Below are 13,497 nucleotides of genomic sequence, written 5' to 3'. Positions count from 1 at the left end.
GCGAACCGCCCGGAGACGGGAACGCATTTTCGGAAGGCGGCAGACCGCGTCGCACGATCGACTCGCCATACGTTTCCGCCGCGACGCCCTGATTGCCAATGTGCCCCATCTCGCGGCCACCGTGGCGATACCAGATTTCGTGCGGGTCGCCGGTGCTGTACGTCGCGTCCGCTTCGTCCCGGCGGATCACCTGACCGGCCAGGTCGGTCACGAACGTCACCGTGCGCGGACGCGTGCCGCCGATCGACACCGTCTCCAGCTGGCCCACGCCGCTATAGCCATAGTTCGATATGCTGTCGGCGACCCCGCCTTGCTCGTCACCGATCGCAGCAGCACCGCACCGTCGCGCCACTGATAGCTGTTCGTGGTGGTCGTCGACGTGGTCGTCGTGGTCCCGCCGCTCCGCACCGTGCTGCCCACGGTCGCCTGCCGGACCGCGCCCAGCGCATAGTCCGCACCCACGCCGTAATCGTTCGTCGTCGACGTCGTGACCGTACCGCCGCCCTGCTGGATCGTCACCACCGTTTCGGACGCGATCAGCCCCCGGCCGCCGGTGTCATAGGCGACCTGACGATCATACACCGCCGAGCCCGCCTCGTTGCGATCGACTTGCCGCGTCTGGCGACCCAGCGCGTCATAGTCGTAGGTCGCCGATCCGCCGGAGCGCGTGAAATCCCCGGTCGAGGTCAGGGTGCCGTCCCCGTTGTCGATATAACCGGTGTCCGCGACGGCAACGCTCTGCAACTGACCGTCGTCGCGCCAGCTGTAGGTTTCCCGGCGCTCACCCAGATAGGAGACCGTATGGGCTTGATACCCGCCCTCATCCGGGCCGGTCAGGACCGGCATTAGCGGATCCTGACCGGGAGTGGGTTCCCAGAAATAGGCCGTTCCGGTGAGGTACACGCTGCTGGTCGACGTCGCCCGACTTCCATCGACCCGGTACGTTATCTCGGTGCCGTTCGCACGTTGAAGGACGCCGGCAACCATCTGGCCACCATCGAGCGTCATCCGGCTCATCGAATCATAGCGAAACCAGGCCGTTTCCGAACTGCCCGAGGCGATCACGGCGCCTTGCTGATCCAGCAACGACCGTTTCGAGGCGGTGCTGCGAATATTGCCATTGGCGTCGTACAACCATTGCGTCGATGCTGCCGGGACGCTCCCGTTCCCGACTTCCGCCCATGACGTCATGCGACCCTGAAGATCGAATGCCGCCGTCGTGTTACGATACAGCACGCCGTCGCGGGTGAAGGTTTCCGCGACGATGTTGCCGCCGGGTTCGTAGCCGAACGTCGCGGCGGAACGGACTTCGCCAGTTCCCATGTCACTCGTCTGAGACGCGAGTTGCCCGGTATTGAACCACACGAAGGTCTGTTCCTCCAGCCCCGTGATCCGGGCCACCCGCCCCGCCTGGTCGAAACTGGTCGTCGCGCTGTTGCCGCCCATGTCGGTGCGGCGCGTCATGCGGCCGAACGTGTCCTTATATTCCACTGTCGTCTTGCCGTTCGCGTAGGTCGTCGTTTGGCGCCAGCCGCCGGCCGCCCCCAGCTCGCTGGTGATCGACGAGTCCCAGCTGTAGCTGGTCGTGGTCACGTCCCCACCGAAGGCGCGGGTCGAAACGACCCGACCGCCGATGTCGTAATCGGTCTTTTCGATATCGTCCGCGCCCCGCCCGGTCTGGCTATGCGTCAGGCGGCGTCCCAGCGAATCATAGGTATAGCTGTGCGCGACATCGCGGGCGTTCAGGTTGCTGGTCGTCAGCAACCGCCCCAGCTTGTCATACTCCATCAGGGTCGCGCGGTTCAGTTCGTCGTTCCGGCGGACGAGGTTGCCGGCATCGTCGTACCGCAGCCAGACGCGGCCGCCGTCGGCATGGTATTCGCCGGTGACTAGTTCGGCAGCACCTTCATAGCCGGTGCCTGCAGCGAGTATTCGGGTCGAAAGGTTGCCGTTGGCGTCCCTCGCGCCGACGAGGCGTCCCGAGATATCATAGTATCGTTCCTCGACGGGGGCCCTCAATACCGACTGCCCGTCCTCGCCGACGACCACCACGGTCGGTCGGGTGATCGCCACCACCCTGCCCATCCGGTTGTACGCATAGTGGATGCTTGCGCCACGGGCGTCGGTTTCAGACGCGACTTCGCCGAATGCGGTATAGCTGCGCGTGGTCAGCAGATCGGTTACCCCGGAAGCACCGCCGTTCAGTTCGCGCCGGGGACTGCGGGTGGCGATCGCCTGCCCACGGCGGTCATACTGGCTGATCGTCGCGACGATGCCGGTTTCAGGCCCGCCCGCCAGCGTGCCGTTCACCGCAGCAAGCGTCAGGACGTCCCCGAGCGTCCGGTTTTGCAGATCGACCCCGCCGTCGCTTTCAAGTACCAGCGTCTGACGACCCGCACCGTCATGGACGAAATATCGCGATACCCCGTCGCCGCCGGTGCTGCGCCATACCCGCCCGGCGGCGTCGTAGTCGTGACGTTCCTGCACCTTGCCGTTGACGGCGCGCGATGCGACTTCGCCAAAGGCGTTGTAGGTGATGTCCGCATAGTCGCCGACATTGACCCAGTTCGTCGCAACGCCGTTCTGCGCGGTCCAGATGGCGAGGTTCTGATACCGCAGCCGCCCGACCGCATCGTAGCGATAGGTAACGCCCTCGCGCAGCAGCGTCCCGGCGGAGTTCCGCCGCGAATAGGCTTCCCCGATCAGGTTGCCCGCGCGGTCGTAATGAAAGCTCCGCTCGGACCCCATGGCGTCGACGGTCGCGGTCTTGCGCCCCATGGCGTCGTAGCGGTTGGTCGTGACGCGGTCATAGCCTTCCACCACGCGCACGAGATTGTCGACGCCATCGTAAAAATACGCGACCCGTGGAATGGCCTCATCATCGGCGTTGCTGATCAGATCGGGGCGCTGCTCTTCGACCAGCCGGCCCACCCGGTCATAGGTGTACAGGACGGTATCGCCGGTCGCCTCCGTCTTCGAGGTGACCAGTCCCAGACCGTTGTACGCATAGGTGATCGTGGCATCGCCCGTCGCCGCGACGAGTGCCCCTGTCGCCGGATCGACCGTCCATGCGATCACACCCTCACGCGTTTCGGTCAGGCGGCGGCCGTTGCGGTCATAGGTGAAGCGGGTCACGCGATCCGCGTCGTTCGCGACGCCCGCCGGCCGCGCGGTTTCGCTCGCACCGGCGACCGCCACGGCATAGCGCCGTTCGGTCAGCACGTTGCCTTCGGCATCGAGCGTCCATTCGGTCAGGTAGTTTTCCTGATCGACCTGCGCGATCTTTCGACCGAGCCCTTCATAATAGGAAAGGACGGACGTGCCGGTCGCGTCGGTCGTGCGTACGATATTGCCCGCCGCGTCATACCCGATACGTTCGGTCAGCGTGCCGATAGACTGCGTATAGACGCTACCGTCCCATGCCCCGGTGCGGATGTCGGCAATGCTGCTGGACACACGGCGGCCGATCGCGTCGCTGATATACGATGTCTTGCGATACTCGCCGGACGCAGGCGGCAGGATCGCCGGATCGAGGGTGGTGACGTCGAGCCGGGTGGCATAGGCGAGGGTCGCCGCCAGCGCGCCGTTCACATCATACGTATAGGTGACATAAGCGCCGGTCGCATCGACCTCGACCGCCTTCCGACCGAGTGCATCATAATAGTAGAAGCTGTTCTGGCCATTGGCATCGGTGTGGCGGGTCAGATTGCCGTGCCGATCGTACAGATAGGCTTCGGTCGGCTTCGTCCATTCGCGGCTGCCGGGCAACCCGAACAGGACGTCGCTACCGCGCTTCTCGACCAGCCGGTCGAGCACGTCGTACGAATATTCGGTAACACGCTGTTCGGGCAGGTCGGCCGCCTCGATCAGGCGCGTGCGGTTGCCGCGCGCGTCATATTCGTAGCGGGTGGTCGTCCCGCCCGCCTCCAGCGCACCGCCCACTATCTGCGCGCTCGGGGAACGCGCCTCGCCGGCACCCCAAATCGCATAATGGTTCAGCGGATCGACGTTCGCTGCGGCGATGTCCGAATAGGTCGAAAGGTAGAAACCGGTATCGAACACCGCGTTGGGATTGCGGCGTTCGCGCCAGCCGTAATTTGCCCAGTGCGAATACAGCCACGTGTCGTCGCCTGCCTTGTAGGCAAGGTCGGGATGGACCGACGCATAATAGACGGTATCGAGCGTGCCGATCGAAATCGGGGCCACGATACGGTCGCCCGCGGCGTTGGACACCGACTTGGCGACGGTTTCGGCGATCACCTGCCCACGCCGGTCGTAGCGCCGCGTCGTCAGTGCGCCCAGCTTGTTCGTCGCCTGCGCCACCTCGCCGAAGCTGTTGTAGCGGGTCGCCTCCAGATAGCCCTGTGCATCGACGATGCGCACGGTTCGACCCAGCTTGTCATAGACGAAGCTGGTGACGGCATCCTTCGCATCGGCGGTGACGGCTGGCGGCGTTCCGGCCAAGGCCGCGTTGGTCGCGACGTTCGCCCGCCGCGTGACGGTCGCGATCTCGCCAAAGGGCGTGTAGGTCGTCTCCGTGACGTAATTCTCGGCGTCGCGCACGGCGGCGATCCGCCCGGCGGCGTCGTAATAGGTGAAGGTAGCCCGCCCGCGTTCGTCGACGATGCACACCCGCTGTCCGAACGAATCATACGCGTACGACTGGACCTGGCCCATCGCGTCGGTACGCGTCAGCATGCGGCCTTCGCGGTCATAGGTATAGCTGGTGCGGCTGGTCCCATCGGGCGCGACCTGCGTCAGCAGATTGCCGAAGCCGTCATATTCGTATTGCGTGACGGACCGGATGCCGTCGGCATCGTCGGTCCGCGACACCACGCGCCCGGCGGCGTCATAGTCGAACTGCGTGCGGACCTGCTCTTCCGTGCCATGGGCGGCAAGCGTCGACTGCACCGTCCCGTCGACGTTGTAGACATACCGGGTGATCGTCCCGGCGGCGTCGTGCGTTTCCAACACGCGCCCGGCTTCGTCGTAGCGCATGGTGGTGACGACACTGCTGCCCGTCTGCCATCCGGCGACGCCATCGATCGTCGTCGCATCGTCCGCGCCGACCATCGCGGTGTCGAACCGGACGACGGCGACATTGCGCCCAGCCGCATCGTAGTCATAGCGGGTGACGTAACCGAGCGGATCGACCGTGAAGCGCAATTCGCCGCGTGCGGCATAATAGCTGCGCGTCACCCGGTCGTCGGCGCTGCCGATCGCCATCGCAGCCCAGCCTGTCATGCCATCGTGCGTCGGCAGGACGGTGGTGGCATAGGCCGTCGCATAGCGGGTGGTCCGCACGACGTTCCCGCTGACGTCATAGGCATAGCCGGTGACCGACCCGGCCGGATCGATGGCGAAGGTCAGGTTGCCGCGATCGTCATGGACCACGAAGCCACGTCGGTTGGCCGGATCGCCCGTCGCACCGGCCCGGTCCAGTTCCTGCCGGATCGTGGCGACGCTATAGGTGGCGAGCGACGCGAGCGGATGGGCATAGGCGACCGTCTGCCGCACGACGCCGGTCGCATCGCCTGCAACCGGGCCGGAATAGAGATATTCGGTAACGCGATTGACGGTGTCGACGCTGTAGCGCAGCAGCCCCTGCCCGTCATAGGCATAGCGCACCGTCCGGTCGGTTGTGCTGGTGCCGACATCGGTGAGCAACCGGTTGAGACTGCCCGATGCCCGCAACGTCGCGGTCGTACGCCGGGCAAAGCTCGTCGTCTCGATCCGGTTGCCGGCGGCGTCGTACCGGCTGCGGCTCAGATACCCTTCGCCGTCCAGCACTCCGGTGACGTTGCCGTCCCGGTCGTAGAAGGTGCGCGTGACGACATCGCGGTCGGCATCCGCAACCGGCCGCGTCACCGCGACGGGCGGTGTCGCCTTGAGCGCATCGATCGTCAGCCGGTTGGCATAGCTGGTTTCCTTCAGCAGCCGCCCGGCCGCGTCATAGTCGTAGACTATTGTCGCCCCGGTCGCGTCGATCTGCTGGACGACCCGGCCTTCGCGGTCATGCACCGTCCAGTTCCAGCTATCGTTCGCGCCCGCACCGGGGCGGATCGCGGCGATATCGACATCGACCTGCGGGTCGCCGAGCAACGCCATCTGGCTGGAGGACAGCGCGTTGCTCCAGCCGATCGACGCAATCAGCCGGTCGTTGCGATCATATCGGTATTCGATCAGGCGACCCTGCGGATCGACTTCGCCGACTTTCCGCCCGATCAGATCGTAGACGACATAGCGGCTCCAGCCGAACGCGTCGGTAACGATCCGCACCTGCCCCAGCCGGTCGTAGCGATAGCTGGCACTTCCGGTGCCGCTATGCTGTCCCGCCTCACTGCTGGCGACCAGTTCGCCCGCGCGGTTGTAGGTCGACGTCCGTACGGCACCGCTGGCCAGCGTGACGATGGTCTTCTGTCCGGGGTCGTCGAACGCGAACGAGGTCGTCGCGCCGCGAACGTCGGTCGACCCGATCATCCGGCCCAGGCCATCATAGACGAAGATCTCACGCTGTCCTGCGGTCACCCGCTCCAGCAACCGACCCGACGGATCGCGGATCAGGACGGTTTCGCTATAGCCTTGCGTCGCGACGGGTTGGCCATTGGCGTCCAGCGCGCCGTCGCGCATGATCCGCGTGACTTCGCCCCGCGCATCATATTCGTACCGGACGATCATCGCGGCCGACCGGTCGGTCAGTTGCGCGACCCAGTCGTTCATCGTCGCTTCGGTCGGCGTCCCCGTGCCGGTCCAGAATTTCCCGGTAAAAGCATCGGTGCGCAGCAATTGGCCGGCCGGACCATATTGGTTGCGCGTCACCCGTCCTTCGGCCGAAATAGCGTAGCGCAGGCGGCCGGACGCATCGTAGACATTCACGGCGGCAACGCTTGCCTCGGCGTCGGCCGACACCGCCCTGCCGACCGTGCGCAGCAACTGGTTCCGCGCATCGTAGCTACGGGTCAAGACGTTGCCGAGCCGATCGGTCGTGGTCAGCAGATTGCCCGACGAATCATACGTCATGGCGACGGTGCCGCCGGCATCGTCGGTCACCGACACCAGATCGCCGTTGGCGTTGTACGCGAATTGCGTGACCTGTCGCATCGCGCCCGCGACCGCCGCGGGGGCGGTGATCTTCGTCAGCATCTGCGACGTTGCCGGCTCGTCCACCGGTCCGACGATGTTCAGTCCGGACACCACGACCGACGCGCCCGCCGGCTCGTTATAGGGCAGCGCAACGAACAACCGGGCATAGGCGCTCTCGTCGCGGGTGAACGTACGGGTGACGACGATGGTCGTCGCTTCGGTCGTCGACAGTCCCGAAACCGCATAGAAGCCGCCGGCCTGCTGAACGACGGCACCCGGCCCCGACAGGATGCGCGCGGTCGACAGCGTGTCCGCTCCCCACGAACTGCTGGCGCCGCCCACCCCGAGATGGTGGGCACGCGTGCCGCCGACCGCCTTCAGCGTAATGAGGAAACTGTAGGTTTCGCCTGCCTTGGCGCTGAAGCTGCGTTGGACGTTGGCGGCGCTGCCCGCCGTTTTCACCGCGAACCGGTACGCCGGTGCGCCGTCGATCGGACTGTCGACCGTGCGCGTCAGGTTGCCGCCCGTCCATTTGGTCGCATCCATCCGGTCCAGCGAGGACGCGCTGCCGCTGCGGACCAGCGTCTCCCCGCCCGCGATCAGCGATGCCCCGGCGCGATTGCCGCCGGCCGCATCCACGTAGAAGAAGGCCGTACCAGTGCCGGCCCGCTCGTAGGTCCGGGTGATCTCGACCCGCGTCCCCTCCGTGGTCGACAGGCCGACGACCCGCCATCGTCCGCCGCCAAGCATTTCGATCGTGCCCGGCCCCGACACGATCCGCGCGGTCGAACTGCCGGTGGCGCCCCATCCCGACTGGTCGGAATATAGGCCGAGCTCATGACTGGTAATGTCGCCGACCGCCTGCAGGCTGATGCCGAAGCCCACCGTCTCTCCGGCGTCCACGGCAAAGCTCTGCATGGCGTGGGACGACACACCGGCCGTCTGGACCGTGTACCGCGTCGCCGTCGCGCCGTTGATCGACGCTACCTGTTCCGTCAGGTTGGCGCTGCCCCATGCCTGCCCCGGGACGGCAAAATCGCCTGCGGCGAAGTCCAGCCGCGTTGCCTGCCCCGCCGGGTCGGTGACGATGGTATGCCCGGTGCCGTATTCCAGCCGGGTGACGCGCGTGGTCGATGCGTCGACGGTCTGGGTGACGGCGGTGACCCGCCGATGCACGTCATATTCGAAATCGACCCGCGTGCCGTCGGTCTGCGCGACCGATGCGATCAGCCGGGTGTCACCGATATAGGTATAGGCGCTGCCATAGGTTCGCCCGTCGGCGATGCTGTTGTCTTCGGGCGTGAGGTCGACCGTCGCCCATGCAAGGCGACCCAGCGCGTCATAGCCATAGCGCGTCCGGGTCTGCATCCGCTCGCCGCCCGCCTGCGCGGTGAAGGTGCGGATTTCGGTAATCGCATCGCCGCTCCATCCATATTGGATGCGTTCGCCGTTCGCGGTGCGCAGCTCCGACAATTTGCCGTCGGCATAGACGAACGTCAGCGCGTTGCCGCTCGGGTCGCGCTGTTCGGTGATGTAGGACTGGCCGCGATAGTCGTAGCCATAGGTTTCGACGACCTGCGTGTCGCCATCGGTCCATGTCCAGCCGGCAGTAGTGGTATAGGCGACCACATCGTGTGCACCCGCACCGTCGGTGGTTTCGTACGCGGTCCCGTCATAGCGGTAGGTGACGACCGACCCGTCGGCCGAGGTGCGCCGGACGGTCGAGCCGACGCTGTTGACGGTGCCGGTCAGCCCGAAGATCCGCCGGTCGGTGCTCTGCCGCCAGTTGTCGCCATTCTCGTCCGACAGGTCGCCCTGGCTGTTGTACGTCCGGCTGACGGCGGCGTCGGGACCGCGACCCAGCAGCAACTCGTCCTGCTGCATGATCAGGACGTTGCCATTGGCGGCGTTGAGCATCACCTGCTCGCCCGAACGGCCGATCCCCGCCTGACCCAGCAGTCCCGCACCGCCGAGGACGTTGCCCGAACCGCGTTCGAACCCCGTTCCCGCCCCCGTGAAAATGGCAACCATGTCGTACGAACCCCCCCGGCAATCTGCAGCGAAGGCGCGTTCGTCGTCCGCTGTCCCAAAGCCTGTCGGGGAGGATTTGCGTTCGTTTAGGATTAAGTTGGCGGCGCCGCGATCTTCTCTCCGACCCGCCCGGCATAGTAGGTACGGCGTACCGGCCGATCGGGCCGGCAGGGCCGGAGCCGGGGGGCTTCCGCAAGGGCGGAGATGCGAATGGACGCCGACCGGGCGCTGAACCTGCTGGACGACATGCTGTGGCAATCGGCGATGATCGCCGCGCCGATCCTGCTCGCCACGCTGACGATCGGGGTCGTCATCAGCGTGCTGCAGGTCGCGACGCAGATTCAGGAAGCGACGCTGAGCTACGTCCCGAAGCTGCTGGTCGCCGCCGGGCTGCTGATCGTGCTGGGACCGTGGATGATGACGCGGATGACCGACTTCGCACGCGGCCTCTACCTCGCCATTCCTGCCATCGTGAACTGACGGCGGATGCACGGCGCGGCGGAACCATGGGTGGGACAGGCGGTGGCGACGTTGCTGCTGTCGCTTCGGATCGTGCCCACGCTCGCCTTCGCACAGCCGTTCACGCTGATCCGCATTCCCGCGCCGGTGCGGGTCGCGCTCTCTATCGCGCTGGCGGCATGGCTGGTGGCCGGGAACCCCGACGCGACATGGCGCGCGGCCGCATCGGGCGGCGGACCGATTGTCGTCGCGGCGGGCGAATTGTTGCTCGGCATCGCGCTGGCGCTGGCGTTGCAGCTCGCCTTCGCCGCCTTGCTGGTGGCGGGGCGGACGATCGATATCCAGGCGGGCTATGGCCTTGCCGTACTGGTCGATCCGTCGACGCGGACGCAGTTGCCACTGGTCGGCACGGTGTTCGCCTATGCCGCCGGCGCGGTGTTCTTCGCCACCGACGGACCGGCACGCCTGCTCGCCATCTGGGCGGCGTCGCTGCGCCATGCGCCGATGGGCAGCGCGCTTGCCGCAACCGATCCGAACGTGCTGATCGGTTATGTCTCGGGCGTATTCCTGATGGCGATGGGGTTGGTCGGGCTGTTGCTGGTTGTGCTGCTGATCCTCGACCTCGCCATCGCGCTGATGTCGCGCACGCTGCCGCAAATGAACGTCCTGCTGTTCGGATTTCAGGTGAAGACGCTGGCGACGATGATCGTCCTTCCGATCGCGCTGGCCCTGTCGGGGTCGCTGTTCGCGACGCTGATATCCTCGGCACTCGACACCATGGCGCGGATCGGCTGACGCCATGGCCGAACCGCCCGATCAGAACCGCAGCGAGGCACCGACCCCGTTCAAGCTGCAAAAGGCACGCGAACGCGGCAATGTCGCGCGCAGCATCGAACTGGGCTTCCTCGCCAGCCTGCTGACGATCGCTAGCTATACGCTGATCGCGGGCGAAGCGCTGATGGCGACCTTGGCGCAGGCGATGCGCATCGCGCTGTCGGCTGGCTTCGCGGGCGCGGTGGAACCGGAAAGCGCGGCGGGACTGCCCGGCGATCTGGGACGGCGGATGATCGTGCCGGTCGCGTTGCTCGGCGGTACGATGGCGGCGATCGTGATCCTGCTGGAACTGATCCAGTTGCGCGGGTTCATCCTGACGTTCCACCCGCTAAAACCCGACTGGAGCCGCCTCAACCCGGCCAAGGGGCTTCGACGCCTGTTCACGCTGCGGATGGTCCGGGAAACGGCGAAGAGCATCGTCAAATTCGCGCTCTATGCCGCCGCGACATGGGCCGTCGCGCGCTGGGCGGTGGCGCATCTGGCGGAAACGACGCTCGACGCCGAACGCCTTGCCCCGACGCTGAGGGCGGCGGGCCTGCGGCTGATATTCGCGTTCATGGCCGTCGCGGTGGGGATCGCGATCCTCGACCAGATCCTTGTGCGCGGCGAATTCGTCCGCCGGATGCGGATGAGCCGCCGCGAAGTGACGCGCGAAAGCAGTGAGCGCGAAGGCGAGCCACGGCTGAAACGCCGTCGCAAGGAACTGCACCGGGAAATGGTCGCGCAAGGCAAGGGCAGTCTGAGCGGGGCCGACCTGCTGGTCGTCAATCCCGAACATTTCGCCGTCGCGCTACGCTATGACGACCCCGCGATGATCGCGCCCGAAGTGGTCGCGCGCGGGCGCGGCATCCATGCGCTGCGCCTGCGTGAGGACGCCTTTCGACGCGGGTTGCCGGTGATCCCCGACCCGCCGCTCGCCCGCGCACTGTTTCGCGCCTGCACGATCGGCAGCGCCGTTCCGCCCGACCGCTACGCCGCGGTCGCCGACCTCTACATCGATCTTCACCGCGCCCGCGCGGACAGCGAACAGGCCTGATCCCGCATGTCGACCAGCATCCTCCCGCGCCTTCCCGCCCTGCCCGCCGGCAACCGCGACCTCGTCCTCGTCGCAGCGACGATCGGCATTCTGGTCATCCTGTTCGCGCCGATCCCGCCCGCGCTGCTCGACCTTGCGATCATCGCCAATTTCGGGCTGGCGCTGACGATCATGCTGCTGACCTTCTATGTCGGCAAGCCGGTGGAATTCTCGACCTTTCCGTCGCTGCTGCTGGTCGCGACGCTGTACCGCCTGTCGCTGAACATCGCCGCGACGCGGCTGATCCTGACCGGCGGCGATGCCGGGGCGGTGATCGGATCGATCGGCGCGTTCGCGGTGCGCGGCAACTATGTCGTCGGACTGGTCGTCTTTGCGATCCTCGTCGTCGTGCAGTTCGTCGTCATCACCAGCGGCGCACAGCGGGTGTCGGAAGTCGCCGCGCGCTTCACGCTCGATTCGATGCCGGGGCAACAGATGAGCATCGACGCCGACCTGAACATGGGCCTGATCGACCGGGACGAAGCGATGGCGCGGCGCAAGGGACTGGAAAAGGAAGCATCCTTCTACGGCGCGATGGACGGCGCGTCGAAATTCGTGAAGGGCGACGCGGTCGCGGGGATCATCATCCTGCTCATCAACATCATTGCCGGCTGGATCGTCGGCGTGACGCAGATGGGGATGGAATGGAGCGACGCCCTCGGCCATTTCACGCTGCTGACCATCGGGGACGGCATCGCGACGCAATTGCCCGCGCTCATCATCTCGATCGCGACGGGCATCATCGTCACCCGCTCCGCGTCCGACCGCGAACTGTCGACCGAGATTTTTCGCCAGCTGGGATCGGTGCCGCGCATCCCGTTGATCGTCGCCGTCGTGCTGGGCGCGTTGCTGTTGCTGCCCGGAATGCCGAAATGGCCGATCGTCGTGATCGGCACGCTCGCCTTCGTCGCATGGCGGCGCATCCGCAAGGCGGCGGCGCAGGCGGCGGACGCGCCGGTGGACGAGGATGTCGCGCCCGAATCCACCGCCTCGCCGCCGCTCGAAATCCGGCTGGGCGAGCGGCTGTCCGCCGCATGGTCCGCCGATGGCGCGCTGCTGATGGATCGTATCGCCGGCCTGCGCCGCGTGCACGAGGAACAGTTCGGCCTGCCCTTCCCCGCCGTGCGGATGGAGGACGGCGCGGGGTTGGGCAGCCATGAATATGAAGTCCGGCTGTTCGGCGCGCGGTACGGCGCGGGCGACATTCATGTCGACCGGGTTCTGGCGGTAGCGGGTCAGGGGCAGCAGCCCGCGCTGTCGGGCATCGCGACGGTCGAACCCGCCTTCGGCCTGCCGGCATGGTGGATCGACCCCGATCAAGGCGATGCGGCAAGGGCGGCGGGCTGCAGCATCATCGACCCGCTGACCGTGCTCGTCACGCATTTCGCGGAGATCGTGCGCGGCGAGATCGGCACGCTGCTGACCCGCGCCACCGTCGTCGCGCTGCTCGACGGCGTACGGCGGCGACAGCCCGGGCTGGTCGAGGAACTGTTGCCGCAGACGCTGTCGGTGTCCGACGTACAGCGTGTGTTGCAGGCGTTGCTGGCGGAAGGCGTGTCGATCGCCAATCTGGACCTGATCGTCGAACATCTGGTCGATCTGGCGCGGTCACAGAAAGATCCGGTCGAACTGACCGAACTGATCCGTCAGCGCATGAGCTATGCGATCTGCCACCAGTTGCGTGGACGGCATCCCGATCTGGCGGTGCTGAGCCTCGATCCACGCGTCGAGAACCAGTTGACCGCCAGCATCGGTGCCGCGACCGCCGGGGGGTCGATGGCGGTGGAACCACGGCTGGCGGAACAGTTGATCCGCCGCCTGATGCCGTTGAGCGAAGCGATGTTCGGACAGGGGCGCGCGCCGGTATTGCTGTGCGGTGCGGAACTGCGCCGGCACCTCAAGGCGTTGACCCGGCGTAGCCTGCCGACGATGGCGGTGCTGTCGGTCGCCGAAATCCCGATGCGGATCACGCTCAAATCCTTCGATATCGTCCGTCTCGAACCACAGGGTTGACC

5 protein-coding genes are annotated in these 13,497 nt (G+C 66.3%); 4 read left to right on the top strand and 1 reads right to left on the bottom strand.

Annotation, left to right across the window (positions count from 1 at the left end; genetic code table 11):
- Nucleotides 1–216: 216 nt before the first annotated feature.
- Entirely contained in the window at nt 217–9,114 is an 8,898-nt protein-coding gene (locus IFT55_RS13040) for an RHS repeat domain-containing protein (RefSeq protein WP_192092738.1), read from the bottom strand.
- A gap of 210 nt (nt 9,115–9,324) precedes the next feature.
- On the opposite strand from IFT55_RS13040, the gene IFT55_RS13035 reads away from it, so the two are divergent.
- From IFT55_RS13035 to IFT55_RS13020, 4 genes are read left to right on the top strand one after another with little or no spacing between them, the layout of a single operon-like run.
- Complete coding sequence (locus IFT55_RS13035; protein ID WP_192092737.1) at nt 9,325–9,594, top strand: flagellar biosynthetic protein FliQ; 270 nt, start codon at nt 9,325–9,327, stop codon at nt 9,592–9,594.
- Nucleotides 9,595–9,600: 6 nt separating this feature from the next.
- Nucleotides 9,601–10,368: a flagellar biosynthetic protein FliR gene (locus IFT55_RS13030; protein ID WP_192092736.1), complete on the top strand. Its 768-nt coding sequence runs from the start codon at nt 9,601–9,603 to the stop codon at nt 10,366–10,368.
- A 4-nt stretch (nt 10,369–10,372) separates the two neighbouring features.
- Nucleotides 10,373–11,443: an EscU/YscU/HrcU family type III secretion system export apparatus switch protein gene (locus tag IFT55_RS13025; RefSeq protein ID WP_192092734.1), complete on the top strand. Its 1,071-nt coding sequence runs from the start codon at nt 10,373–10,375 to the stop codon at nt 11,441–11,443.
- A gap of 6 nt (nt 11,444–11,449) precedes the next feature.
- Nucleotides 11,450–13,495 (top strand): flagellar biosynthesis protein FlhA, encoded by a 2,046-nt coding sequence (locus IFT55_RS13020; protein ID WP_192092732.1) that lies wholly within the window; start codon nt 11,450–11,452, stop codon nt 13,493–13,495.
- The last annotated feature ends 2 nt before the right edge of the window (nt 13,496–13,497 follow it).

The sequence above is a fragment of the Sphingomonas sp. CFBP 13720 genome, assembly GCF_014842075.1.
In the GTDB taxonomy this organism is placed as follows: domain Bacteria; phylum Pseudomonadota; class Alphaproteobacteria; order Sphingomonadales; family Sphingomonadaceae; genus Sphingomonas.
Note: the sequence above shows the minus strand (reverse complement) of the source record. Positions and strands in the feature narration are given on the sequence as shown.

Bases quoted from the DNA above. Each gene is read 5' to 3' on its own strand.
- IFT55_RS13040 (WP_192092738.1), bottom strand. From the start codon at position 9,114: ATGGTTGCCATTTTCACGGGGGCGGGAACGGGGTTCGAACGCGGTTCG.
- IFT55_RS13035 (WP_192092737.1), top strand. From the start codon at position 9,325: ATGGACGCCGACCGGGCGCTGAACCTGCTGGACGACATGCTGTGGCAA.
- IFT55_RS13030 (WP_192092736.1), top strand. From the start codon at position 9,601: ATGCACGGCGCGGCGGAACCATGGGTGGGACAGGCGGTGGCGACGTTG.
- IFT55_RS13025 (WP_192092734.1), top strand. From the start codon at position 10,373: ATGGCCGAACCGCCCGATCAGAACCGCAGCGAGGCACCGACCCCGTTC.
- IFT55_RS13020 (WP_192092732.1), top strand. From the start codon at position 11,450: ATGTCGACCAGCATCCTCCCGCGCCTTCCCGCCCTGCCCGCCGGCAAC.